The organism is Allobosea sp. Tri-44, from assembly GCF_004123845.1.
Classification (GTDB): Bacteria; Pseudomonadota; Alphaproteobacteria; order Rhizobiales; family Beijerinckiaceae; genus Allobosea.
The window spans coordinates 43,981-67,983 of record NZ_NBDP01000003.1; the positions used below are offsets into that span (position 1 = coordinate 43,981).

21 protein-coding genes are annotated in these 24,003 nt (G+C 65.8%); 7 read left to right on the top strand and 14 right to left on the bottom strand.

The window, feature by feature from the left end:
* The 5 genes from B6S44_RS00250 to B6S44_RS00270 all read left to right on the top strand — a co-directional run bounded on the left by B6S44_RS00250 (window position 1) and on the right by B6S44_RS00270 (window position 7,668).
* A complete protein-coding gene (locus B6S44_RS00250) occupies window positions 1-1,449 on the top strand; it encodes a YcjX family GTP-binding protein (RefSeq protein WP_129154810.1) in 1,449 nt (482 codons plus the stop codon).
* Window positions 1,450-1,462: 13 nt separating this feature from the next.
* Window positions 1,463-2,464, top strand: coding sequence for a YcjF family protein (locus B6S44_RS00255; protein ID WP_129154811.1), 1,002 nt, complete (start codon window positions 1,463-1,465; stop codon window positions 2,462-2,464).
* 344 nt (window positions 2,465-2,808) lie between these two features.
* The gene (locus tag B6S44_RS00260; protein WP_129154812.1) at window positions 2,809-4,218 is read left to right on the top strand and encodes a flagellar hook protein FlgE; all 1,410 of its coding nucleotides are present in this window, start codon (window positions 2,809-2,811) and stop codon (window positions 4,216-4,218) included.
* Between the two features lie 55 nt (window positions 4,219-4,273).
* Window positions 4,274-6,139: a flagellar hook-associated protein FlgK gene (gene flgK, locus B6S44_RS00265; protein ID WP_129154813.1), complete on the top strand. Its 1,866-nt coding sequence runs from the start codon at window positions 4,274-4,276 to the stop codon at window positions 6,137-6,139.
* 11 nt (window positions 6,140-6,150) lie between these two features.
* The gene (locus tag B6S44_RS00270; protein WP_129154814.1) at window positions 6,151-7,668 is read left to right on the top strand and encodes a flagellin; all 1,518 of its coding nucleotides are present in this window, start codon (window positions 6,151-6,153) and stop codon (window positions 7,666-7,668) included.
* A 128-nt stretch (window positions 7,669-7,796) separates the two neighbouring features.
* On the opposite strand, the gene flaF is transcribed toward B6S44_RS00270, so the two are convergent.
* The 8 genes from flaF to B6S44_RS00310 form a co-directional block, all read right to left on the bottom strand.
* Window positions 7,797-8,168 (bottom strand): flagellar biosynthesis regulator FlaF, encoded by a 372-nt coding sequence (gene flaF / locus B6S44_RS00275; protein ID WP_129154815.1) that lies wholly within the window; start codon window positions 8,166-8,168, stop codon window positions 7,797-7,799.
* Entirely contained in the window at window positions 8,152-8,544 is a 393-nt protein-coding gene (gene flbT / locus B6S44_RS00280; protein WP_129154816.1) for a flagellar biosynthesis repressor FlbT, read from the bottom strand. The genes flaF and flbT overlap by 17 nt, the downstream gene beginning before the upstream one ends.
* 47 nt (window positions 8,545-8,591) lie before the next feature.
* Window positions 8,592-9,905, bottom strand: a complete 1,314-nt coding sequence (locus tag B6S44_RS00285; protein WP_129154817.1) for a flagellin N-terminal helical domain-containing protein — start codon at window positions 9,903-9,905, stop codon at window positions 8,592-8,594.
* 188 nt (window positions 9,906-10,093) lie between these two features.
* On the bottom strand, window positions 10,094-11,401 hold the full coding sequence (locus B6S44_RS00290) for a flagellin N-terminal helical domain-containing protein (RefSeq protein ID WP_129154818.1): 1,308 nt from the start codon (window positions 11,399-11,401) through the stop codon (window positions 10,094-10,096).
* A 280-nt stretch (window positions 11,402-11,681) separates the two neighbouring features.
* On the bottom strand, window positions 11,682-12,149 hold the full coding sequence (locus B6S44_RS00295; protein ID WP_129154819.1) for a FlaG family protein: 468 nt from the start codon (window positions 12,147-12,149) through the stop codon (window positions 11,682-11,684).
* Between the two features lie 242 nt (window positions 12,150-12,391).
* A complete protein-coding gene (locus tag B6S44_RS00300; RefSeq protein ID WP_129154820.1) occupies window positions 12,392-12,880 on the bottom strand; it encodes a hypothetical protein in 489 nt (162 codons plus the stop codon).
* Window positions 12,873-13,235 (bottom strand): rod-binding protein, encoded by a 363-nt coding sequence (locus tag B6S44_RS00305; protein ID WP_129154821.1) that lies wholly within the window; start codon window positions 13,233-13,235, stop codon window positions 12,873-12,875. The genes B6S44_RS00300 and B6S44_RS00305 overlap by 8 nt, the downstream gene beginning before the upstream one ends.
* Window positions 13,235-14,287: a flagellar basal body P-ring protein FlgI gene (locus tag B6S44_RS00310; RefSeq protein ID WP_129155530.1), complete on the bottom strand. Its 1,053-nt coding sequence runs from the start codon at window positions 14,285-14,287 to the stop codon at window positions 13,235-13,237. Before B6S44_RS00310 ends, B6S44_RS00305 begins: the two co-directional genes overlap by 1 nt.
* 459 nt (window positions 14,288-14,746) lie before the next feature.
* On the opposite strand from B6S44_RS00310, the gene B6S44_RS00315 reads away from it, so the two are divergent.
* Window positions 14,747-15,154: a flagellar assembly protein FliX gene (locus tag B6S44_RS00315; RefSeq protein WP_129154822.1), complete on the top strand. Its 408-nt coding sequence runs from the start codon at window positions 14,747-14,749 to the stop codon at window positions 15,152-15,154.
* Here B6S44_RS00315 and B6S44_RS00320 read toward each other — a convergent pair whose 3' ends face one another.
* Window positions 15,155-15,700 (bottom strand): 2,4'-dihydroxyacetophenone dioxygenase family protein, encoded by a 546-nt coding sequence (locus B6S44_RS00320; protein WP_129154823.1) that lies wholly within the window; start codon window positions 15,698-15,700, stop codon window positions 15,155-15,157. It lies immediately after the preceding gene.
* A gap of 98 nt (window positions 15,701-15,798) precedes the next feature.
* Window positions 15,799-16,518, bottom strand: coding sequence for an SDR family NAD(P)-dependent oxidoreductase (locus B6S44_RS00325; protein WP_129154824.1), 720 nt, complete (start codon window positions 16,516-16,518; stop codon window positions 15,799-15,801).
* Between the two features lie 218 nt (window positions 16,519-16,736).
* On the opposite strand from B6S44_RS00325, the gene B6S44_RS00330 reads away from it, so the two are divergent.
* On the top strand, window positions 16,737-17,951 hold the full coding sequence (locus tag B6S44_RS00330) for an NADP-dependent isocitrate dehydrogenase (RefSeq protein WP_129154825.1): 1,215 nt from the start codon (window positions 16,737-16,739) through the stop codon (window positions 17,949-17,951).
* 165 nt (window positions 17,952-18,116) lie between these two features.
* Here the strand turns inward: B6S44_RS00330 and B6S44_RS00335 are convergent, their stop codons facing one another.
* From B6S44_RS00335 to B6S44_RS00350, 4 genes are all read right to left on the bottom strand, one after another.
* The gene (locus B6S44_RS00335) at window positions 18,117-18,494 is read right to left on the bottom strand and encodes a response regulator (protein ID WP_129154826.1); all 378 of its coding nucleotides are present in this window, start codon (window positions 18,492-18,494) and stop codon (window positions 18,117-18,119) included.
* 1 nt (window position 18,495) lies between these two features.
* Window positions 18,496-22,077: a chemotaxis protein CheB gene (locus B6S44_RS00340; RefSeq protein WP_164985662.1), complete on the bottom strand. Its 3,582-nt coding sequence runs from the start codon at window positions 22,075-22,077 to the stop codon at window positions 18,496-18,498.
* A 137-nt stretch (window positions 22,078-22,214) separates the two neighbouring features.
* Complete coding sequence (locus tag B6S44_RS00345) at window positions 22,215-22,787, bottom strand: hypothetical protein (protein ID WP_129154828.1); 573 nt, start codon at window positions 22,785-22,787, stop codon at window positions 22,215-22,217.
* A 53-nt stretch (window positions 22,788-22,840) separates the two neighbouring features.
* The gene (locus B6S44_RS00350) at window positions 22,841-23,998 is read right to left on the bottom strand and encodes a cyclic nucleotide-gated ion channel (protein WP_248309376.1); all 1,158 of its coding nucleotides are present in this window, start codon (window positions 23,996-23,998) and stop codon (window positions 22,841-22,843) included.
* Window positions 23,999-24,003 lie beyond the last annotated feature (5 nt).

Here is a 24,003-nt window from a genome sequence, read left to right on the forward strand (position 1 = left end):
ATGGCGTCCGGCTCCTATCTCGACGAGGCGCGCAATGCCGCGCTCGCCTTTGGCGACAGCCTGCTCGGGCTGGCGCGGCCGCGGCTACGCATCGGCGTCACCGGCCTGTCGCGCTCAGGGAAAACGGTCTTCACCACGGCGCTGATCCAGAACCTGGTCGAAAGCGCGAAGCTACCGGTGCTGAAGGCTTCGGCCGAGGGCCGGATCGCGCGGGTCAGGCTGGTGCCACAGCCCGATCCCGAGATTCCGCGCTTTCCCTACGAGGCGCATCGCGCCGCGCTTTCAGGTCCGGATCGGCGCTGGCCGGACTCGACGCGGCGCATCTCGGAGCTCAGGCTCGAGATCGACTACGAGCGGGCGCAGGGCTGGTTCAAGGGCCCGGCGACGCTGACCCTCGATATCGTCGACTATCCCGGCGAATGGCTGCTCGATCTCGCGCTGATCGGGCAGGATTATGCCGGGTGGTCGGCGCAGGCGGTCGCGGATGCGCGCAAGGCGCATCGGCTCGCCATTGCCGCGCCCTGGCTCGACGATTTGAAGCAGCGCGATCCGGCTGGACCGGCGGACGAACTGGCCGCCGAGGCTGCCAGCGATGTCTTCAAGACCTATCTCGCTGCCTTGCGCGCCGATCCCGAGGCAGTGGCGGTGACGCCGCCCGGCCGCTTCCTGATGCCGGGCGATCTCGAAGGCTCGCCGGCCCTGACCTTCGCCCCGCTCGATCTGCCGCCGGGCGCGCAGCCGCAGGCTGGTACGCTTGCCGGGCTGATGGCCGAGCGCTTCGAGGCCTATAAGCGTGTCGTGGTCGGGCCGTTCTTCCGCGAGCATTTCGCCAGACTCGACCGGCAGATCGTGCTGGTCGACGCGCTGGCGGCGCTCGATGCCGGCCCTGCCGCGCTTGCCGATCTCGAGATCGCGCTCGGCCAGGCGCTCTCTGCCTTCGCGGTCGGTCGCAACAGCCTTCTGTCGAGCCTGTTCGCGCCGCGGATCGAAAAGGTGCTGTTCGCCGCGACCAAGGCCGACCATCTCCACCATACCAGTCACGACCGGCTCGCCGGGGTGATGTCGCATCTGGTCGCCCGTGCAGCGGCACGGGCGCAGGGGGCGGGGGCGAAGATCGAGGCGATGGCCTTCGCCGCGATCCGCGCGACGCGTGAGGTCCGCATCCGCGAGGGCCGTGAGGAGCTGCCGGCCATCGCCGGCGTGCCCGAAGCGGGCGAGGTCGTCGACGGCGAGGTCTTCGATGGCCAGGCTGAAGCCGCGATCTTTCCCGGCGATCTGCCGGAGCGGCCGGAGGCGATCTTCGATCCGGATTCGCCGCGCTGGCATGTGCGGGCGCCGCGCTTCCGGCCGCCACTGGTCAAGCCCGATGCGGGCGGACGCCTTGCGCCGCCGCCGCAGATCCGCCTCGACCGGGCGCTTGAATTCCTGATCGGCGACAGATTGGCGTGAAGGAGGGGGGAGCATGAGCAAGGCGCCGCGCGCCATCCGTCTCGATCCGCGGGACGCGTCCGCGGAGGACGGCATCTTCGGCGGCCGCAGCGAGGTCGCTGTTGTGCCCGAGGTCGAGCCGATCGAACCCGAGGTCGTAGTGGCTGTGCAGCCGAGGCGCCGCCGCTTCAGCTGGGGCAGCCTGTTCGTCGCGGCGCTGTCGGGGCTGCTGGCGCTCTCCGTCGCGGTCTGGACCGAGCAGACGATCAGGTGGCTGCTCGCCCTCAACCCGGCCGTCGGCATCGCGGCTCTGGTCTGCGCCGGCGTGGCGGCGCTGGCGCTGCTGGTCATGCTGCTGCGCGTGCTGCGCGACATACTGCGCGAGCGGCGGGTCGAGGCGCTGCGCGAGCGCGCCGTCATGGCTCTCGCCGAGAGCGATCTCGCCAAGGCGCGCGCCGTCGCTGTTGATCTCGACAAGCTCTATGCCGGCCGGCCTGAAACCGCGAAGGGCAGGGCGGAGCTCTCGGCCCACACGCCGCAATTGCTCGCCGCCCGCGACCTGCTCACCGTCGCCGAGCGCAGCCTGCTCGCGCCGCTCGATGCGCTCGCGCAGGCGCAGGTGGCGCAGGCGGCGCGGCGGGTCTCGCTGGTCACCGCGGTGAGCCCGCGGGCGCTGGTCGACGTCGTCTTCGTGCTTGTCGCCTGTGCCCGGCTGTTGCGGGCGATCGCCACCGTCTATGCCGGCCGCCCAGGCACTCTCGGTCTGCTCCGGCTGGTGCGGCAGGTGCTCGGCCATCTCGTCGTCACCGGTGGCATTGCGGCAGGTGATGCCGTCATCCAGCAGGTGCTCGGCCAGGGGCTGGCGGCGCGGCTTTCGGCCAAGCTTGGCGAAGGCGTGCTCAATGGCTTGCTGACCGCCCGGATCGGGCTCGCCGCCATCGCGGTCTGCCGCCCGCTGCCCTTCGTCGAGGAAAAGCCGCCGGGGTTGTCGGATGTCGTCGGCGATCTTTCCGGCTGGGGCGGGAAGAGCGATTGAGCCCCCACTGTCATCCCGGCGACGCGGAGCGTCGAGCCCGGAATCCATATCCGCCGGCATTGCCGGAACGGACGCCGCCGTATCCGCCCTTTTTGAGAAGCACCGTGTTCATGGGTTCCGGGCTCAGGCCTTCGGCCTGCTCCGGAATGAGGGCGCCGCTCGGCAGAATTTGCCGGCGGTGGACGAATCTGCCCGGTCGGAATCGTCTGGAAACCTTTCGAAAACCATCCAAGCCATTGAAATAGCTCAAATACAGCCATGGCACAGGCCGTGCAAACTCAGCCTCGGTTCGACATGCCGCCCATGGGGGGCGCTGTCCGGTCGGATGACCAGGTGAGGTTGCGATGGGTGTTTTCAGTGCGCTGACGACGGCGGTGACGGGCATGCAGGCCCAGTCCTATGCCCTCGAAAATATCTCCGGCAACATCGCGAACTCGCGCACCGCCGGCTTCAAGCGGGTCGATACCAGCTTCTCGGATCTGGTGCCGGATTCGGCCCTGAACCGGCAGATCGCCGGCTCGGTCGCCTCCTATAGCCGCGCCACCAACACGATCCAGGGCGACCTCAACGCCACCCGCATCGACACCAATGCGGCGATCAACGGCGACGGCTTCTTCGTGGTCGACCAGCGCCAGAGCGGCGTCGGCGCCTCGACCCAGTTCGCCAACAGCAATCTCTATACCCGCCGCGGCGATTTCGACTTCGACGCCGACGGCTACCTCGTCAACGGCGCCGGCTACTACCTCAAGGGCCAGAAGATCGACCCCGTCACCGGCCAGATCATCGGCAGCCAGCCCGATGTGCTGCGCATCACCAAGGACCAGTTCCCGGCCAAGGCGACGACCCAGATCGAATACAGCGCCAACATCCCGGCTTATCCGAAAACAAACCAGGCCAATACGGCAACTCCCGGCTCCGAGCTGTTGAATGCAGGTACCGGCTTCGGCACGAACCCCGGCGTCACGCCGGGCGGTACCGGCACCGTCGTCGGCAGCGACCTCACTCTCTTCCTCAATCGCTCGATTCCCGGCGGCTCGGTCACGGTCTACGATACGCTCGGCAAGGCGACGAGCGTCGAGCTGCGCTGGGCCAAGATTTCCAATGCTGCGGCAGGCCCGCCGGCGGTGGCCGATACCTGGAACCTGTTCATCGCCGAGAATACCGGCGCGACCGGCGCGACCGTCGCCTATCGCAACGTCAACACCAACGTCACCTTCGACAACACAGGCAAGATGACGTTTCCGGCCAGTGGCAACATCACGATCCCGCCCATGACGATCGGCGGAAACGCCATCTCTCCCGCCACCGCGCCGATCAGCATCGTCACCAACGGCACCAGCCTGACCCAGAACGGCGACACCAGCGGCCAGATCGACGCCCGCAGCATCCGCCAGAACGGCTACACCGCCGGCACGCTCGACCGGGTCTCGATCTCGAACGAGGGCCAGGTGATCGGCACCTTCAGCAACGGCCAGGTCGTGGCGCTGGCGCAGATCGCGGTCGCCCGCTTCAACGCCGGCAATGCGCTGAAACGTCTCGATGGCGGCGCCTTCGAGGAGACGATCGAGTCTGGCGCTCCGATCGTCGGCCTCGGCACCGCGGCGCTGATCGGCGGCAACGTCGAGCAGTCCAATACCGACATCGCAGACGAGTTCTCGAAGATGATCGTCACCCAGCAGGCCTATTCGGCCAACACCAAGGTGATCTCCACGGCGCAGGAGATGCTGCGCGACGTCTTCAATATCATCCGCTGAGCGCAGCATAGCCTGACGGCCCAGAAGGGTCGGGCCAGAACGACAGGAGTTGACGATGGGTCTCAGCACTTCGCTCGGCACCGCCATTTCCGGGCTGAACAGCGCGCAGATCGGCATCGGCGTCGTTTCGCAGAACATCGCCAATGCCGGCACGCCCGGCTATGTCCGGCGCAATGTCTCGAGCGTCGATTCGATCTCCGGCGGCACAGTCGGGGTCAGCAATCCGAACGTCCAGCGCCTGCTCGACCGCATCGTCCAGCACCAGCTGCTGCAGGAGAGCTCGGGCGCGGCCTATACCTCGACCCGCGCCCAGGTCTTCGCCAATCTCGACCAGCTCTACGGCGCGCCGGGCAGCAAGACGGCGCTGGACTCGATGTACAGCAGCTTCACCAGCTCGCTGCAGGCGCTGCAGAACGACCCGTCTTCCTACACGAACCGCACTGCGGTGCTCGATGCGGCGAGCCAGCTCGCCAGCCGCCTGCGCGGCCTGTCGGAGGGCGTTCAGCAGCAGCGGGCCCAAGCCGAGGCCGGCATCGGCGCGGGAGTGACCCGGGTCAACGAGCTGCTCGACCAGCTGACCAACGTCAACGCGCGCATCGTCAACGCCCAGCAGACCTCCGGCACGGCGGACCTGCGCGACCAGCGCGACCGGATCGTCTCCGAGCTGTCGCAATACGTCGAAATCCGCACGGACGAGCGGCCGAACGGCGCGATCAACATCACCACCGCCTCGGGCACGCAGCTCTTCGACGGCCGCCCGACAGTCAAGTTCGAGTTTGATGCGCGCGCCAATATCGGGCCGCAATCCCAGTGGAGCAGCGATCCGGCCCAGCGCAGCGTCGGCACGATCGTCGCCCGGGACCTGAACGGCAACGGCTTCGACGCCATCGCCAACAACACTTTCCGGTCCGGCGAGATCGGCGCGCTGGTCGAATTGCGCGACAAGACGCTGGTTCAGGCGCAAAAGCAGCTCGACGAGATCGCCGCCCAGCTCTCGAGTGCGCTCTCCGACCGTGAGATCGCCGGCACGGCGGTGACTGCCGGCGCCGCGACCGGCTTCGACGTCGACCTCGCGGGGCTGCAGTCCGGCAATTCGGTGACGCTCGACTACAAGGTCACGCCCGGCGGGCAGACGCAGCGCTTCACCTTCGTCCGCGTCGAGTCGGCGGCCTCTCTGCCGCTGCCGGCCTCGGCGCAGGGCGACGCCAACAACCGCGTCATCGGCATCGACTTCTCAGGCGGGCCGGCCTCGGTCGCAGCGCAGATGCAGGCGGCTATCGGTCCCGGCTTCACCGTCTCGAACACCGGCTCGGTGCTGCGCATCGTCGATGACGGCGCCGGCGCGACCCGCGATGTCGTCGGCCTGACCGCCCGCCCGACCCAGACCTCGCTGACCGGCGGCACGGGCGAACTGCCCTTCTTCGTCGATGGCCGCAACAACGGCGTCTATACCGGTTCCTATGAGGGCGGGGCTCAGTCGGCTGGCTTCGCCTCGCGCATCACCGTCAATCCCGACCTGATCGCCGACCGCTCCCGCCTGGTCGTCTTCAATACCAGCCCGGCAACGCCGCAGGGCGACACGACCCGGCCGAAATTTCTCCTGGACCGCCTGACCTCGAGCCAGCGCAGCTTCACCAATGCGACCGGCTTCGACGGCTCGGCCGCGACCTCTACTGGGACGGTCTCGAGCCTCGTCCAGCGCGTGGTCGCCGGGCAGGGCCAGGCGAGTGAGCAGGCCAAGCGCCTCGACGAGGGCCAGCAGGTCGCCTTCTCGGCGGTGCAGAGCCGCTTTCTCGAAGACACCAAGGTCAATGTCGACCAGGAAATGTCGACCTTGATCGAGCTCCAGAGCGCCTACGCCGCCAACGCACGCGTCATCTCCACCGTCAAGGAGTTGCTCGACGTGCTGCTGAGACTGTGAGGGGATAGCCAATGACCATCACCGCAACCGGCACCGGCGCCTACCGTCTCGCCAAGCCGAACCAGTTCGTCGCGAGCCGCTCGCAGCTCGACGACCTGCAGCGCCAGCTCGTGACCAAGAAGAGGTCGGAGACTTTCGCCGATCTCGGCATGGATCGCGGCACGAGCCTCGACCTCAACAACAAGCTCTCGACGCTCGATGGTTACCTCACCGGCATCCAGCGCGCCGACGTCAATCTCAAGCTGATGACGAAATCGGTCGAGAACTTCACCAAGCTCGTTAACGAAATGAAGAGCGATGCGCGGCCCGGCAGCTATCTGCCGAGCTCGACCGGCCGCTCGGCGCCGCAGGTGCTGGCCGAAGAGAAGTTCAAGCAGGTCCTCGACATGCTGAACACCGATGTGAACGGCCGCTACCTGTTCTCGGGCCGCACCAGCGATGTCGAGCCGGTCGAGGGCTTTTCACTGATCATGGATGGCGACGCGACTCGCGCCGGGCTGAAGCAGCTCATCGCCGAGCGCAAGCTCGCCGATCTCGGCACCACCGGCATGGGGCGCCTCACGGCGGGCGGGGCGGGCACCTCCGCGACCATCACGGAAGAGGCGGGTGATCCGCCTTACGGCTTCAAGATTGCAGCTGCCTCGACAAACTCGGCGGCGCTGACCACGACTTACACGGCCGGTCCGCCGGCCGATGTCGCGGTCAATGTCGTCGGCACGCCGCTCGCTGGCGAGACCCTGAAGATCAAGCTCGACCTGCCCGACGGCACGCAGGAGGAGATCGTCCTGACCGTGCGCGACGCGACGACGACAGGCAAGCCGCATGAAACCTTCGAGATCGGTCCCAACAACGCCGCCACGGCCGCGAATCTGCGGGCCGCAATCTCCGCCGCGCTCTCGAACGAGGCCAAGACGACGTTGTCGGCATCGTCCGCGCAGGTTGCGGCGAAGGACTTCTTCAACGGCAGCCCGAGCAATCCGCCGCTCAGGGTACCGGGACCGCCCTTCGAGACCGCGACGGCAGCCCCAGCGCCGGGCACGGCGGCCAATACGGTGATCTGGTACAAGGGCGATGATGCCGCTGGTTCGGCACGCGCCACTGCGAGCGTGCAGGCCGATCAGGGCCAGGTCGTCGGCACGGGTGCCCGCGCCAACGAGGAGGCGTTCAAGATCGGGCTGGCGCAGTTCGCGGTGCTGGCGGCCGAGACCTTCCCGGCCACCGACACGACCTCGGCCGATCGCTACGACGCGCTGACGCAGCGGACCCGCGAGCAGCTGGGCTTTCCTGACGGAACCCAGAAGCCGTCGGAGATTATCGTGGAACTGGGATCGGCGCAGACCGCCCTGACCCAGGCGAAAGAGCGCCATACCAGCACCAAGGACTATCTGGCGACGACACTGGACGGCGTCGAGAATGTCACGACGGAGGAGGTCGCGGCGCAGATCCTGGCGTTGCAGACCCAGCTGCAGGCGAGCTACCAGACGACATCGATCCTGTCGAAGCTGTCGCTGACGAATTATCTGACCTGAAACCGGGGCCGACCAAGCCAGGGCAATCCGATCGGAATCCGCCGTAGAAGCGTCGCGCTTCCCGACAAGAAAACGCCGCCCGAGATGTTCGGGCGGCGTTTCTGCATATCAAGGGGATCTGAGGGCGCTCAGCGGCCGCGCAGGCCGGCGGCGAGATCGCGATTGATGCTGACCAGCACGGCAAGGCTCTGCGGCCCAGGATTGGCAGCGATCCGGAAAGTCTGGTTGAAGATGAAGTTGGCCAGCCCCAGGATGTTGCGCTTGATGTCGACCGGCAGGGGGTTGTCTTCCTTGATCACTGCCGAAACCAGCAGGGTCCAGAGCTTGCGGTTGTAGCCGAGGGCTCCGTCCAGTTCCCTGGCGCGGCCGTCCCAGTCGTCAGCGATGGATTGCAGCCGGGTGGCCGCCTTGATCAGGAGCGAGGCTTCGAGCTCGCGCGGGGTGGCCGTGGTCTGGGCCGACTTTGCGGCAGCGGCATAGGCATTAAATGCGTTTTGCATTCTCGATCAGGTCCGCCTCGTAAGCGATCAGCGTCTTTGCAGCCTTCAACGCCTTGTAGAGATCACCGCTTAAGATGCGGTTATTGATCTCGTGAACATGCGAAAGGCTGCTCGGCGCTGCCTCGACGAAATCGCGCACGAGCTGGAAGTAGACCTCATGCCCGTGCGTCGCGTCGCCGGCGAGGTACATGAGCTGGATGGAGAGATAGATCTTCTTGGCCGGCGTGTCGGCGCTGGCTGCGGTGAGGATGTCCTTCTCGCGCAGAATCGGCGCCTCGCCCTCGATGAAGAAGCGGGTGCGCTGCTCGTCGTTGCGAATGACAACCGAGCCGATGATGATGCGCTCGTTCGGCTTGAGCTCGACCTTGAGGGCCATGTCGATCCTGCCTTCTGGCTGGAGGGGAGGGGCTGTGCGCGGGCGGATCAGCCGAAGAGGCGCAGCACGCCCTGGTCGGCCTGCGAGGCCAGCGACAGCGCCGTCTGCGAGAGCTGCTGGCGGGTGTTGAGCGCGAGCAGCTTGGCGCCTTCCTCGTTCGAGTCGGCGAGGACGAGGTTGTCGGCGCCGATCTTCAAGGTGTTGACGATATTCTTGGTGAAATCCTGGCGGGTCTGGACGACCGAAAGCTGCGAGCCGAGCTGCGAAGCGGTGGCGCGCAGTGAGGTCAGCACGTTGGTCAGGGCGTCGGCGGCTCGGCCCAGGTCGTTGTCGTTCTGGATATCGTAGTCGTTTCCGGTCGGCACTCCGCCGTCGATCGCTCGACCGATGCCGAGATTGGTCGCGGAGATGGTTTCGCCCTGGACGTCGAGCTTGTTCTTGTTGGCGCCGGTCTTCTCGTTGAACGTGATCGACAGCTGGTCGCCGCCGAGCAGGTTGATGCCGTTGAAGCCGGCGTCCTGGGCGAGGTCGTCGATCTGGTCGCGCAGGTCGTTGAACTGCTTGACCAGGGTGGTGCGGACGGCGGAGTTGCCGCTGGCGGTGATGGCGGTGTTGTCGGCGGTGCCGAACAACGCCGTGTTGTCGCCGGCGACAGCGGCGAAGACGCCGGCGTTCAGGGTGCCGGCTTCGATGGTCAGCGCGTCGGAGCCGGTGCCGGTGACGGTGAGCTGACCGTCATTGCCGACCGAGGCCGTGGCGATACCGGACGCGTTGATGTTGTTGACGAGATCGCGCAGCGTCGTCGTGCCGTCGAAGCTGAACGTGTAGGTGGTGTTACCGGCCTGGATCTGGACGGCGTTGCTGCCGGCGCCGGCCGCAGCGACGCCGAGGTTGCCCTGGTAGCCGGCAGTCGCCGTGTTGGCGGTGACGCCGTTGCCATCGATAACCAGCTTGTTGAGAGCAGTCTCACGCTGGGACGAATTGCGCAAAGTGGCTTCCGCCGTCGTGGCGAGACCGCCGGCGACGTTGGACGTCACCTTGGGACGGTTGGCGGCGGCATCGTTTTGGGCCTGCTTGATCGTCGACTGCAGCGATTTGACCAGGTTTGTGATCGAGTCGATGCCCTTCGAGGCGGCCTGGATGGTCTGGATGCCGTTGGAGATGCCGTCGAGCAGGTCGGTCAGCTGGCCGGCCCGGTCGTTCAGGCCGAGCGATGTGAAATAGTTGACCGGGTTGTCGATCGCGGAATTGACCTTCCGGCCGGTTGCGAGGCGGTTCTGGATCGCGCCCTGCTCGGCGGTGGTCTGCTGCAGGGTCAGGAGGTTCTGCCGGACGCCGGCTGTAAGGATCGTGTTCGCCATCTTCGGTCCCCTGAAAGCGCGATTCGACGCCGTTCGGTTTGATCTGGACCGATCATCATTTGTTAAGGCTAATAATTGGTTAAAGGGTGGCTCAAGCCGTTAAAATGGAAGCGGCGGAGCTTTCGCTCCGCCGCTTCCTTGACTTCGGCCCACATCCTGTAGGCTTGCCCGCTTCTGCGGACGAAGGATCAGAACAGGCGCAGGACTGCCTGATCGGCCTGGTTCGACAGCGACAGAGCCGTCTGCGACAGCTGCTGGCGGGTCTGCAGGGCGAGCAGCTTGGCGCCTTCCTCGTTGGTGTCGGCCAGCGTCAGGTTGTCGGCGCCCGCGGTCAGGGTGTTCACCATATCCTTGGTGAAGTTCTGGCGGGTCTCGACGACCGAGAGCTGCGAGCCGAGCGAGGACGAAGTGGCGCGCAGCGAGGTCAGCACGTTGGTCAGGGCGTCAGCGGCCTTGGCCAGATCGGTATCGTTCTGAATGTTATAGTCGTTGCCGGTCGCGGTACCGTCGACAGCGCTGCCGATGCCGAGATTGGTGGCAGTAACCGTCTCGCCCTGGACGTCGAGCTTGTTCTTGTTGGCGCCGGTCTTCTCGTTGAACGTGATCGAGAGCTTGTCGCCGCCGAGCAGGTTGATGCCGTTGAAGCCGGCGTCCTTGGCGAGGCCGTCGATCTGGTCGCGCAGGTCGTTGAACTGCTTGACCAGGGTGGTGCGGACGGCGGAGTTGCCGCTGGCGACGACGGCGGTGTTGTCGGCGGTGCCGAACAACGCCGTGTTGTCGCCGGCGACAGCGGCGAAGACGCCGGCGTTCAGGGTGCCGGCTTCGATGGTCAGCGCGTCGGAGCCGGAGCCAGTGACGGTGAGCTGACCGTCATTGCCGACCGAGGCCGTGGCGATGCCGGAGGAGTTGATGTTGTTGACGAGATCGCGCAGCGTCGTCGTGCCGTCGAAGCTGAACGAGTAGGTGGTGTTGCCGGCCTGGATCTGGACGGCGTTGGTGCCTGCGCCGGCGGTGGCGACGCCGAGGTTACCTTGATAGCCAGCAGTCGCGGTGTTGGCGGTGACGCCGTTGTCATCGATAACCAGCTTGTTGAGAGCAGCCTCGCGCTGGGACGAATTGCGCAAGGTGGCTTCCGCCGTCGTGGCGAGACCGCCGGCGACGTTCGACGTGACCTTGGGACGGTTCGAGGCGGCGTCGTTCTGGGCCTGCTTGACGGTCGACTGCAGCGACTTGACCAGGCTGGTGATCGAGTCGAGACCCTTCGAGGCGGCCTGAATGGTCTGGACGCCGTTGGAAATGCCGTCGAGCAGGTCGGTCAGCTGACCGGCGCGGTCGTTCAGGCCCGAAGCGGTGAAGAAGTTGACCGGGTTGTCGACAGCCGAGTTGACCTTCTTGCCGGTGGCGAGACGGAACTGGGCCTGCTGGGCTTCGGTCTTGGTGGAGCCGAGCGAGGAGAGGGCGCTACGCACGCCGGAAGAAAGAGAAACGGTGGCCATGTTGGAAAACCCTTCTGGTCAGATGCCTTCTGGCGTCGGGGCCGTCCTGGCCGCGACCCGTGGACCATCGGGCCCGATCTCGTAACAGCTGGTAAATTCGGCTCGGCCAATTGCTCGCGAATTGGGCAAAGCCGCGGCGTGGTTAACCAAATGTCACGAGGTGCCGGTGCGAGCCGGTCTGCAGGCTTCGCTCAGCGATGTCCCGGACAAGGAAAAGCCGCCGGCGACGGGTCTCGTCGACGGCGGCTGGAAAAGTACAGGCGGCTGAAAGTGCAGGCGCTCAGGCGATGCGCTCGACCTCGTGCTGCTGGTTGGCAGTGTCCCGGCCGCGCTCGATGATCTCGCGCGAGAGGGCGCGCAGCTTCAGCAGCGTCTCGTCCGGAAGCTGCTCGATGACCTCGCCGGTATCGCGATCCGTCTTGCGCAGTACGATGCTGCGCGTCTTCGGATCGATCTCGATCCGGCGATCGATCACGTCGCGCAGATTCTGCTCGCGGCGCTGTTCATCGAAGCGGCGCTGCTGCGTCGTCTCGTCCTGCGTGCTCTGCTGGCGCTGCGCGTCGGAGCGACGCTCCTCGGCGCGGGCACGGATGTCGAGCTGGACCGGTTCGCCAGCCGCGATCGAGCGGACGGTCTTCTCCGGAGGGAGATCGACCGGCGTCGCGCCGTTCTGGACGGAAATGTCGGTGCGAATCGTCGCCTGGACGGCACCGGTCGCGAACGTCTTGGGTGTCGCGCCGAAATCCATTCTGGACTCCTCTCGCAAGGGCGGACTTCTTCCAAGCGTGAGACCATGCAGCAGAGAGTTGAATCTGCCGTTAGGGAAATTGGTAAATTGCAGTGCATCCGGCGCATTTTTTGCGCCCAGAAAGGGTTAATGCCCGTTCCGTCGAGTCGTCGCGCAGATTAACTATGAAATGGCCCGCTCTCGACATGCTGTGAGTTGGCTATGCCGCAGCTGTCGCAACGCTTTTCTTGGTTGTACGATTCTTACAGACTCTTCGAAACCACCAGGGGGCCGGCATTGGGCCGGGCGAAGACTCCGGCGCCGACGGTCGCAGTCGGCCCGTAGCCCGGCGCCCTGTTCTGGCGGTTGGTGTCGGTCGCGAGGTCGCGCATGATCGATTCCGAAATTGCGCGTGCGGTCGCCAGCACAGTCTGGTTGAGGTCGATCAGGTCCTGGAAGGCAAGGTGCGCGTTCTTCAGGCGCTTGACCTTCTCCGGCGCGAAGCGGGCGAGAGCAACGGCGTTCAGCTTGATCTGCTCGACGCCCTTCATGTAGACGCCGGCGAGCTCGGCCTTGCGTGTCTCGCGCTCCATCGCGTCCTTGAGGCGGCCCGCCTTGACCAGGCCGGTCTCCTCGCCGACGACATGGGAGAGGGCGCCGAGCGTCTCCATAACGGCTTCGATCAGCGTCTCGGCCTCGACGGCGTTCGAGACGCGCGGGCGCTCGTCGACGACGCGCAGGCGCTCAACCATTGTCGGCTCCCGCCCGTCCGGTGGCCGACGCGCCCGCCTGGACCTGGATCAGGTCGCGCATGATCTGGTCGGAGAGGCCGACGCCGCCGGCCCGCTGCATCTGCTTGGCATATTCCTGCGTCAGCATGGAGCGCCAGACATCGCCGCCGACGCCATTCTCGCCGAGAGGACCCTCGGTCCCGCTCGAACTCATCATGGTCTGGGTGAAGTTCTCGAGGAAGACGGTCTCGAAATCGGCGGCGGTCTTCTTCGCCTTACTGTTCTGCGAGCTCAGCGCGTCGGCGATGCCGCCGGCGAGATTGACGGCGGCGCCGATGGCGAGCTTGGCAGCAGGGGCGGCGAGGATGGCAGTCATTACATCACCTCGATGTCGGCTTGCAGCGCGCCGGCTGCCTTGATGGCTTGCAGGATGGAGAGAAGGTCGCGCGGGCCGAGGCCGAGCGCGTTGAGCCCGTCGACGAGTTCGCGCAGGGTCACGCTCTCCTTGACCAGAGCGAGCTTGTTGGTGCCCTCGGTGTCGACTTTGACGTTGCTGCGCGGGACCACGACCGTCCGACCATTGCCGAACTCGTTGGGCTGGCTGACCTGCGGCTCCTCGGAGATCGTAACGGTCAGGTTGCCCTGGGCGACGGCGACGGTCGAGACGCGCACGTCCTTGCCCATCACGATGATGCCGGAGCGCTCGTCTATGACGACGCGGGCGCCTTGGTCGGGCTCGACCCGGAGCTGCTCGATATCGGTGAGCATCCGGATCATGTTGCCCTGGAAACGCGCCGGGATCTGCAACACGACTGTCGAGGGGTCGGTCGGCTCGGCCGCGTCGCCGCCGATGAAGTCGTTGATCGCGGCGGCGATGCGGCGCGCGGTGGTCAGGTCGGGATTGCGCAGCGACAGGCGCAGCGTCTTCAGCTTGTTGAGGGCAAAATCGATCTCGCGCTCGATCAGGCCACCATTGGCGATCCGTCCGACGGTCGGGACGCCGCGCGTGATCTTGGCGGCCTCGGCCTCGGCCGAGAAGCCGGAGATCGCGACAGGCCCCTGCGAGACGGCATAGACCTCGCCATCGGCGCCGAGCAGCGGGGTGGCAAGCAAGGTGCCGCCCTGCAGCGACTTGGCGTCGCCCAGTGCCGAGACCGTGACGTCGAGCCGCGTGCCCTGGACGGCGAAGGGTGGCAGATTGGCGGTGATCATCACCGCTGCGACGTTCGCCGTACGCATGCTGGCGCCGCGGGTGTTGACGCCGAGGCGCTCCAGCATCGCCGTCAGCGACTGCTTGGTGAAAGGGGCGTTGTTGAGCGTGTCGCCGGTACCGTTGAGGCCGACGACGATGCCGTAGCCGAGGATCTGGTTGCTGCGCACGCCCTCGACCGAGGCGAGATCCTTGATGCGCGAGAGTGCGGTTCCCATGCCGCCGCTACCGGCAAAGGCGGTTCGCGTGGCGCCAGCCTCGGCCGCGCCGCTGCGCGCCGGGCCGTTATTGGTGCCATTGCCGCTGCGACCGGCCGGGCCCGCAGGTCCCGCCGGGGCGGGATCAGCCGCCATGGCGGCGCCGGCCAGCAGCAGCGCTGCAAGCGACGTCAGCAAATGGCGGAGGCGAAAGGGGCGAGGCATTTGGCACCGGGGTCAATCTGATGTCGCCAGCCCGTTGCGAGGAGCGTGCCAGTTCAGGAGAAAATGAAAACGCTTTTTAATCAGGCTTTTAGAGATAGGTGGCCTGATGAGATTGGGAGCGGTCGCCGGCGCAAAGCTGCCGCCCGGCAAATCCTGCCGGGTGATTTACCGGTCGTTAACCACGTTGCCGGCACAAGGATATGGGTCAGGCAGCGTCCGTTCAGCGCCTTTTCGGGCCGACCTTGCGAGAGCGTGATGATCCGCATCGACCAGCGCAGCCCTATTTCTTCGACCGGCCCGACGAGCCGTAGCGGGTCGACGAGCAACTCGAGTTTCCGCCTGCCGACGCGCGAAAGCACGGCGACCGCGCAGGGCACGTCCGTCAGCCATGCCGGCTCGCTCGACGGGCTGCTCGCGGTCCAGGCCGAGGAAGACGGTCAGGAGCGCAAGCGGCGTCAGGCCCGCCGCGGTCACGATCTCCTTGACGGACTTGATCAGCTCAAGGCCGCGCTACTGGCGGGACGGGTGCAGGTCTCCGAGCTCGAGCGGCTGAAGGCGATGCTGTCGGCGCGGCGCGAGGCGACCGACGATCCACGCCTCGACGAGGTGCTCGCCCATATCGAGCTGCGCGCCGCCGTCGAACTGGCGAAGCTCGGGCGCTGATCAGCGAATGAACTGATCGGCGTAGTCGGCCCCGAGCCCGTTGGTCGCGTAATGCGCCCGGCATTTGTCGAGCCGGGTGAAAACGTCGTCATAGCCGAGGCACTTGCCGTCCGGGTCGACATAGATCATCGCGCCGTTGACCTGGAACATGGTGATCATCTCCTCGACATCGGGATCGACCACCAAGGTATGGGTCTCGCCCGGCGCCTCGTAGACATAGGAGCCTTCGGTCGCGACCCAGTCATGTTCGAGATAGCGCCACTTGCCCTTCAGCACATAGCCGTGCACCGGCTGGGGATGGCGATGGCGCGAGAGGACGCCGGCGCGGCGCACGCGCAACAGGTTCATCCAGTAGCCGCGCGTCACCGAGAGGCACAAGGGCCGGAACCAGACATTGTCGTCGACCGGCACCCAGACACGCTCGTCCTCGGGGATGACGTTCGGCACGATCAGCTCCGGCGGGGAATCCTTCGGCTGCGGGTGCCGATAGGGGGTCCAGCGCTCTTCGGAGCTGACCTGGACGGGGACCGGGCTGACCGTGTTCATCGTTATTTCCTCCGCTTGAGTTCCTGATTCAGCTGGCTGGGCGGCTGATTCAGGAAACGCGGCCATGCCGCTGGTGTTTCGATCTTTTCTACGTGCTGTCAGACGGCGAGATAGCCGCCGTCGACCGGCAGGACCGCGCCGGTGACGAAGCGGGCGGCGTCAGAGAGCAGGAACAGCACCGCGCCGCCGACATCGCTCGGATCGCCCCAGCGGTTCATCGGCGTACGCGACAGGATCGGCGCGGAGCGCGCCGCATCCTCGACGAGGGGCTTGGTCAGTTCGGTCGCGATCCAGCCCGGCGCGACGGCGTTGACGCGGATGCCGTCCTGCGCCCAGGCGGCAGCGAGCGACTTGGTCAACTGGCCGACGCCGCCCTTCGAGGCCGAATAGCCCGGCGCATAGGCCGAGCCGTGGAAGGTCAGCATCGAGGCGGTGTTGACGATCGCGCCCTTGGCGAGCGCGAGCTTCTCCTTCGCCGCCAGGCACATCCGCATCGTGCCGGTGAGATTGACCTCGATCGTCAGCCGGAAGGCCTCGATCTCGAACTCCTTGCCGCCGCGCTGGATCATGCCGGCGCAGTTGACCAGCGCGTCGATGCGCTCGCAAGCAGCGACGATCGCTGCCACCTGCGCATCACTGGTGACATCGAGCCTGGCATGGCGGATCGCGGCATGGGCGGGCGTGGCCGCGACCTCGTCCTCGGTGAGGCCGGTGGCGAGGACCTGGTAGCCGGCCTGAGCAAGCGCGAGCGCAGTGCCGGCGCCGATACCGCGGGTGCCACCGGTGACGAGGGCGAGGGGGGAGGAGGAGACTGTCATGCCTCCAATCTAAATCGGTTCGCAGAGTTGCCAACTGCGCCGGAGGACGGGGCGCCCTGCGTCCGCGCGATCGGCAGGGTTGCTTGCTCGCTGAGTGTTGCCCAAAAGGCCGGCTTCCCCCTTGGAGCGGAACCCGCTAGGAAGCGCGCGGGCCGGCGGCAGCGGTTATGCTGTTGCCTGCAATCGTTCCAGACTGGCCAGAGCAGGGGTCGTATCACATGAGCAAGATCAAGGTCGCCAACCCGGTCGTCGACATGGACGGCGACGAGATGACCCGCATCATCTGGCAGAAGATCAAGGACACGCTGATCTTCCCCTATCTCGATCTCGAACTCGATTATTACGACCTCTCGGTCGAGAACCGCGACGCGACCGACGATCAGGTCACGATCGACGCCGCCAACGCCACCAAGAAGCACGGCGTCGCAGTGAAGTGCGCCACGATCACGCCCGACGAAGGGCGCGTGAAGGAATTCAACCTCAAGTCGATGTGGAAGTCGCCGAACGGCACGATCCGCAACATCCTCGGCGGCGTGATCTTCCGCGAGCCGATCATCTGCAAGAACGTCCCGCGCCTGGTGCCGGGCTGGACCCAGCCGATCGTCATCGGCCGCCATGCCTATGGCGACCAGTATCGCGCGACCGACTTCAAGTTCCCCGGCAAGGGCACGCTCTCGATCAAGTTCGTCGGCGAGGACGGCAACGTCATCGAGAAGGAGGTCTTCAAGGCTCCCGAGGCCGGCGTCGCCATGGCGATGTACAACCTCGACGACTCGATCCGCGACTTCGCCCGGGCCTCGCTTAACTATGGCCTGCTGCGCAAGTACCCGGTCTATCTCTCGACGAAGAACACCATCCTCAAGACCTATGACGGACGCTTCAAGGACATCTTCGAGGAGACCTACCAGAACGAGTTCAAGGCCGAGTTCGACAAGCTCGGCATCACCTATGAGCACCGTCTGATCGACGACATGGTGGCGTCGGCGATGAAGTGGTCGGGCGGCTATGTCTGGGCCTGCAAGAACTACGATGGCGACGTGCAGTCCGACACGGTGGCGCAGGGCTTCGGCTCGCTCGGCCTGATGACCTCGGTGCTGATGACGCCGGATGGCAAGACCGTCGAGGCCGAAGCCGCCCACGGCACGGTGACCCGCCATTATCGCGAGCACCAGAAGGGCAAGGAGACCTCGACCAACTCGATCGCCTCGATCTTCGCCTGGTCGCGTGGCCTCAGCCACCGCGCCAAGCTCGACGACAACGCCGAGCTCGCCAAGTTCGCCAGCCTGCTCGAGAAGGTCACGGTCGATACCGTCGAGGCCGGCGACATGACCAAGGACCTGGCGCTCTTGGTCGGCCCCGACCAGAAGTTCCTCTCGACCACCGGCTTCCTCGACAAGGTCAGCGAGAACCTGCGCAAGGCGATGGCCGCGTAAGCGGCCCGCGACTTGTCCGCGACACGAAGCCCGGCCGGTCTGGCCGGGCTTTTTTGTGTATGGCCGGTGGCTGGGCAGACGGCCCATGACCGCAATCTCGCCTCGGGATAGCGCTGGGACAGCGCCAGAGCCTGGGCCTGCAAGGTCCAGCGGTTGAACCGTCTCCTAGGGCGTTAGAAGCTTGGCCAGGATCGCGGCGATATCGGCAGGGGTGAAGGGTTTATTGATCCGTGGAGCGGATTGCAGCGCGTCAGTGGCGAGATCAAGGGTGCCGTACCCGGTCACTACGACGAACGGTATACCACGATCGGCGAGCTCCGCGGCGATGGGGGCGCTGCTCGTTCCGGCGAGATTGGCGTCGAGGAGGACGGCATCCATGCGCTCACTAGCGATCGTCGCGATCGCCGCGGGAACCGTCGGCGCCGGGCCCACGACCACATAGCCCAGATCTTCGAGCGTCACGGTGATGTATTCGGCGATCAGATATTCGTCTTCGACGACGAGGATGCGGCGCTCTGCGCCGGGCGATGGATCAGCAGACATCCTACGACTCCTCGCCGGGTGCGATCGCGCTTGTCGCGTTCACTGCATCCTTGAGGGGAAAAGCAATGGTCGCAAGAAGTCCCTCGGGCCGGAAATCGAGGATTGCCTCACCCCGCAGCTCGTGGCGCACGCTTCCCTTGATGAAGCGGGTTCCCTGGCCGACCCGACCAGGCGCAGACACAGCCGGTCCGCCACTTTCCGTCCAGGTAAGTTCAAAGCGCGGGTTACCGCCGTTCGTCTCGATGCGCCAACCAATCGAAACCAAGCCGGCGTCGGTCGACAACGCGCCGTATTTGAGCGCGTTGGTCGCCAGCTCGTGCAGCATCAACGTCAGCGATTGGCTTACGACCGGCTCGAAGTCGACGAGCGGGCCTTCGGCAATCTCGATGCGGCCATTGATCCTGAACGGCTCGAGCGCCTGGCCGACGATGCGACCCAGCGCGACATGCCGAAAGCCGCCCTTCAACGCGATGTCGTGCGCGCGGCCGAGCGCCTGGAGGCGGCCGGTAAAGGCTTTGCCGAATTCCTCGACCGTTCCGCTGCTGCTGAGCGTCTGAGCTGCCAACGACTGAACCACCATGAGCGAATTCTTCACCCGGTGGCTGAGCTCGGCGATAAGCATCTCGCGATGCAGCTCTGCCTGCTTTCGCTCTGTCATATCGTTGAATGCCAGCAAAATAAAATCGGGTCGGTCGCCGTAGCCGAGGATCCGCTGGGCATTCAGCGCCATCCAGCGGCGGCCGATTTGTGGAAAGTCATGTTCCACCCCGAAATCGGCGATCCAGCCCGCCGTCGGCAGCAAGTCACCGAGCAGCTTGCGAAGCGCCGGGATGTCCCATTGGCCGTCGCCCAGCTCGTACACGCGACGTCCCTCGGTCTCCTTCGCGTCGACCTGAAAATATTGGTAGAAGGCCGGATTGGCCGATTGAACGCGCAGACCACCATCCAGCACAATCATCGGGTCATGGACCGTCCGCACGATCGCCTGGGCATAGTCACGCGCCTCGGCGATGTGGGATTGCGATCGTTCCAGTTCGGTTACATCGACGAAACTCGCAACCGCGCCAGCGATACGGTTGTCGCCGGTGCGATAAGGCTGCACGCGAAGCGAATAGGAACGGCCATTATCGGCACGAATCGTCTCTTCGGACATGGCAAGCTTGTCTATCGCCTCGCGCGCTTTGCCGACGAGATCGCCATCGACGAACTTCTGCGCGAGATTGGCGATCGGCCGCCCGATATCGGCATCGATCACGTCGAACAGTCGGCTCACCGCGGGCGTGTACCATTTTATCCGCGTATGTGTGTCGAGGAAAATCGTCGCGATGTCGTTGCCTGACAGCAGATTGCGAAGATCATCGCCGGTCTCGTCGAGCTCGGCCACCTTGTGCTCAAGCTCGGTGTTGACCGCGTTGAGCTCCTCATTGAGCGACTGTAGTTCCTCTTTGGACGATTCAAGCTCCTCATTGGTCGCCTGGAGTTCCTCGTTGACGCTGGTGGCCTCCTCATTTGCGGCCTTCAGCTCCTCATTCGCCGTTTCATATTCCTCGACGATTGCCTGAAGCTCCTCGCGCGCCTCCCTGAGCTCGTCGTCGTAGTCGCGTTCCTGCTCGGGCTTCGCTTTCTTCGTTCTCGAAGCGGCGGGGCGGCTTTCAGGGCCCTTCCGGGCTGGCGAAAAGCTGACAAGTATCAGCCCGTCGCCGTTGCGGCCGCCAAGCGGGCTGGCAGTGACCTCGACCCGGCCGGTTTTGGCGCGAGTTGCCACGGATTTCGCGGCTTCGTTGTCCTCGAGCACCTGCTTCACCGCGCGGCGTATCGCCAATGCCAGTCCATCGCGCGCCATCGCCATCAGATCGAGTGTCGGCGCGCCAGGCGGCTGCGTCAGGTAATCCACGGTCGTTCCGTGAAAATGCTGGATCCGGTAGTGGCGGTCGATGACCACCGAGGCGGGGCCAAAACGATCGGCAAGCGCCTGGACCGTGACGTCGGCGAGCTTTGGTTTGGCGCGCTCGCGTTCCTGCGCCTGAACCGGCGGCCAGATCGGAAGATCGACAGCTTTAGATCCGCCGCTCCTCTGGTAGATGCGCCAACGCTTCGACACGATCGAGAACAGATGATCGCGCTGCCCGACCGATTCAGCGTTGCCAAGAAACAAGTAGCCGCCTTCGCGCAGCGCGAAATGCGCGAGCGACAGGACGCGATTTTGCCCGTCAGCGTCGAGATAGATGAGCAGGTTGCGACAGCTCACGAGGTCCATCTTCGAGTAAGGCGGGTCGACGAGCAGATTTTGCGGCGCAAAGACGACGGTTTCGCGAATCTCGCGCTTGATGCGATAGCTTTCGCCGGTCTTCTCGAAGAACCGATCGAGGCGGTCCGAAGAGAGGCTCTCGACCATGCTGCCGGGATAGACGCCGCGGCGCGCGGCCGCGAGATTGTTGTCGGCAAGATCGGTGGCGAAAATCTTGAGCTGCAGGCCCTTTTCAGCCGTTTCGGCATGCTCGGCCAGCAGCATCGCGATCGTATAGGCTTCCTCGCCCGTCGAGCAGGCGGGAACCCAGGCGCGAATGGCCTGGTCGGGCGCTGCCCGTTGGACAAGCGGCCCGATGACATCGCGGTCGAGTGCATCCCACGCTTCGGGATCGCGGAAGAAGCCGGTGACATTGATCATCATGTCGCGGACGAGCGCCTGCAATTCGGCGGGATCGTCGCGGAGCTTCAGCAAATAGTCATCGAACGAGTCCAGCCCGGCCAGTCCCATCCGCCGGTGCGTCCGCCGCGTCAGCGTCGTGCGCTTGTACTGGCGAAAATCGTGGCCGCTGCGCGCGCGGATGAGCGTCAGCACGTCACCGAAGCTCGATTCCGATGCACCGGCGATCACCTCGGTGGCGTCACCCTCGATGTAGGGGTGCTGCGCGTAGCGCATCAGTGCCGCCGGCATCTCGTCGGGTGTGAGCACGTAGTCGACCGCGCCCGAGGCGATCGCATGCCGCGGCATGCTGTCGAACTTCGCGGTCTCGGGCGTTTGCGCGATGCACATGCCACCCGAGAGCTTGATGTCCTGGATGCCGGCGGAGCCGTTGCTGCCGGCGCCGCTCATCACCACCGCGATCGAACCGGTCTTCCGGTCCTTGGCAAGTGCAGTAAAGAAGTGGTCGATCGGATGGCGCCGGCCGCGCGGCTCGGCCGGCTCCCGGAGCCGCAGTATTCCGTCTTCGATCAAAAGCGTCTGCGCGGGGACGATCACATAGACATGGTTGGCCTGGACCGCCATCCCGTCCTCGACCTCGATGACAGGCATGTCCGTATGTCTGCCGAGCAGCTCGGCAAGCAGGCTTTTTCGCGTGGGCTCGAGGTGCTGGACGATCACGAAACCCATGCCGCTATCGGGCGGCATCGCCTTCAGGAACTCGGTCGCGACCTCGAGGCCACCCGCCGACATGCCGATGCCGACGATCGGGAAGGCGGCGCCGTCGCTCTCGTCAGGGTTCGCGCTCTGGGGATCGGTGGCCGCAGGACGCTGAGTGCCACGCGCCCGGCTTTTACCCGAGACCGTCTTTTTTCGGATGGGAGCCGTATTAGCCATCTCATGTCCCATTTGAGAGGCAAGCCCCAGACCGTTGATATTTATTTTATATCAGGGAGAACTGGATAGAGAAAGGAAGGTTCCGCCGTCAGATGAGCGCCTCGACGTGGCGCGCCGGCATCCCGACCAGGATCGCGCTATTCGACCACGACCTCGCGCCGGGCCAGCACGCGCGGGCCGGTGAGCGGCGCGTCCATCACATAGCGCAATTCGTAGGTGCCGGGCTCGGCCGGGGCCTCCAGCGTGCTCTCGACATTCTCGGCCGGAAAGAAGTTCGGACCTTGCGCCTCGGGCGGTCCATCGGGCTTGACCAGGACGACGCGGTCGCGGTCGCCATTCGGGCCGATGCCGCGCACGGGCAGGGGATTGCCACGCGCGACGCGGACGGGAGCGGCGAGCGTCGCGCTCGGCGCTGTCGTCAGGAGCGGCTGGCGCAGAAGGATGACCGGCTTGCCCTCGCTCTCGCCGAGCAGGCGCAGTTCGAAGGTGCCGACCTCGCCCGGCGCCGGCAGCGACAGCACCGAGACCTGGCCGAGCGGCGCGGCGACGATGGCCGCTTCCGCGGGGTCGGTCGGCCTGCTGATGGCGAGGCGGGCATTGGCCGGGGCGCGGCTGACGAAAGCGGTGGCCATAGCGCCGGCCATCAGCGTGCGGGGGGCCGACAGGCTCGGACCCTGCGGCGGGCGCTGCGGCCGCGGCTGCTGGGCCATGGCGGGGCTGCCTGCGCAGAGAAGCAAGGCCAAGACTGTGCGGCGGAGGATCATCATCCCACGGCGAGCTGGTGGAGGCGGGCGGCCAGCTCCGGCTGGCGCAGCATGAGCAGGCGGAAATCGGCGGGGTCTAGGATGAGGAGCTTGGTCGCGACGGTTGCGCGCGCTGCGATGCCGCCCTCTGCCGGCGCGATCTCACCAAGAACGAGCTCGCCGAAGAAGCAACCCTCGTCGAGCCGCCGGCTGCCATCGGCCGCGATGAGCTCGACCTCGCCGCTGGCGACGAAATAGAGCGAGTGGGCCGGCTCATGCGGGCGGAGCACGGTGCCGCCGCCGCGCACGGTGCGGGCACGCAGCGCATGCATGATCTCGGCGATCTCGGCGGCGTTGAGGCCGCTGAACAGGGGCACGCGTGCGAGCATGCTCCAGGTGACGACGAATTCACGCCGGTGGATCTCCTGGGCGAAGGCGGTGGCGATGATGCCGACCGGCAGCGCCAGCATGACGAGGCCCATCACGGCGGTCAGCGAAGCGACGATCTTGCCGAGCGGGCTGATTGGAAACGCATCGCCGTAGCCGACCGTGGTCAGCGTCACGATCGCCCACCACATCGCGTCGGGAATGGTGCCGAACTTCTCAGGCTGGACGTCGTGCTCGACGAAATGCATCGCGGTCGCCGAGAGCAGCATGGCGCCGATCAGGATGACGACGCAGGCGACGAGCGCCTTTCGCTCGGCATGCAGTGCGGCCCCGAGCGAGGCCATGCCGGGCGAATAGCGGCCGAGCTTGAAGAAGCGCAGCAGGCGGAAGAGCAGCAGGATCTTGAGATCGCCATAGCCGAGCAGGGCGGTATAGAGCGGCACCGTCGCGAGAAAGTCGAGCAAAGCCGGTGGCGACAGCGCATAAGCGCGCCGCGCCGCCCAGTCGCTCTGGTCGCGATAGCGCGCATGCTCGGGCGAGGTCCAGAGCCGAACCGCATATTCGAGCGTGAACAGCACGGCCGAGACGAGCTCGATCCAGTAGAACGCCCGGCCATGGGCAGCGGCGAGGCTCGGCACCGATTCCAGCACCAGCGCCGCGATGTTGACGACGATCAGGGTGACCAGCCCGCCATGGACGAGCCTGGCCGAAAGATCGTCGCCGGCGCCGCGGTCGATGATCAGATGCGCCCGCCGCCGCCAGCTCATGCCAGGCTGCGGGGCGGGCGTCATGATCG

Coding starts and splice junctions, on each gene's coding strand:
- B6S44_RS00250 (WP_129154810.1), top strand. CDS start 1: ATGGCGTCCGGCTCCTATCTCGACGAGGCGCGCAATGCCGCGCTCGCC.
- B6S44_RS00255 (WP_129154811.1), top strand. CDS start 1,463: ATGAGCAAGGCGCCGCGCGCCATCCGTCTCGATCCGCGGGACGCGTCC.
- B6S44_RS00260 (WP_129154812.1), top strand. CDS start 2,809: ATGGGTGTTTTCAGTGCGCTGACGACGGCGGTGACGGGCATGCAGGCC.
- flgK (WP_129154813.1), top strand. CDS start 4,274: ATGGGTCTCAGCACTTCGCTCGGCACCGCCATTTCCGGGCTGAACAGC.
- B6S44_RS00270 (WP_129154814.1), top strand. CDS start 6,151: ATGACCATCACCGCAACCGGCACCGGCGCCTACCGTCTCGCCAAGCCG.
- flaF (WP_129154815.1), bottom strand. CDS start 8,168: ATGCAAAACGCATTTAATGCCTATGCCGCTGCCGCAAAGTCGGCCCAG.
- flbT (WP_129154816.1), bottom strand. CDS start 8,544: ATGGCCCTCAAGGTCGAGCTCAAGCCGAACGAGCGCATCATCATCGGC.
- B6S44_RS00285 (WP_129154817.1), bottom strand. CDS start 9,905: ATGGCGAACACGATCCTTACAGCCGGCGTCCGGCAGAACCTCCTGACC.
- B6S44_RS00290 (WP_129154818.1), bottom strand. CDS start 11,401: ATGGCCACCGTTTCTCTTTCTTCCGGCGTGCGTAGCGCCCTCTCCTCG.
- B6S44_RS00295 (WP_129154819.1), bottom strand. CDS start 12,149: ATGGATTTCGGCGCGACACCCAAGACGTTCGCGACCGGTGCCGTCCAG.
- B6S44_RS00300 (WP_129154820.1), bottom strand. CDS start 12,880: ATGGTTGAGCGCCTGCGCGTCGTCGACGAGCGCCCGCGCGTCTCGAAC.
- B6S44_RS00305 (WP_129154821.1), bottom strand. CDS start 13,235: ATGACTGCCATCCTCGCCGCCCCTGCTGCCAAGCTCGCCATCGGCGCC.
- B6S44_RS00310 (WP_129155530.1), bottom strand. CDS start 14,287: ATGGGAACCGCACTCTCGCGCATCAAGGATCTCGCCTCGGTCGAGGGC.
- B6S44_RS00315 (WP_129154822.1), top strand. CDS start 14,747: ATGATCCGCATCGACCAGCGCAGCCCTATTTCTTCGACCGGCCCGACG.
- B6S44_RS00320 (WP_129154823.1), bottom strand. CDS start 15,700: ATGAACACGGTCAGCCCGGTCCCCGTCCAGGTCAGCTCCGAAGAGCGC.
- B6S44_RS00325 (WP_129154824.1), bottom strand. CDS start 16,518: ATGACAGTCTCCTCCTCCCCCCTCGCCCTCGTCACCGGTGGCACCCGC.
- B6S44_RS00330 (WP_129154825.1), top strand. CDS start 16,737: ATGAGCAAGATCAAGGTCGCCAACCCGGTCGTCGACATGGACGGCGAC.
- B6S44_RS00335 (WP_129154826.1), bottom strand. CDS start 18,494: ATGTCTGCTGATCCATCGCCCGGCGCAGAGCGCCGCATCCTCGTCGTC.
- B6S44_RS00340 (WP_164985662.1), bottom strand. CDS start 22,077: ATGGCTAATACGGCTCCCATCCGAAAAAAGACGGTCTCGGGTAAAAGC.
- B6S44_RS00345 (WP_129154828.1), bottom strand. CDS start 22,787: ATGGCCCAGCAGCCGCGGCCGCAGCGCCCGCCGCAGGGTCCGAGCCTG.
- B6S44_RS00350 (WP_248309376.1), bottom strand. CDS start 23,998: ATGACGCCCGCCCCGCAGCCTGGCATGAGCTGGCGGCGGCGGGCGCAT.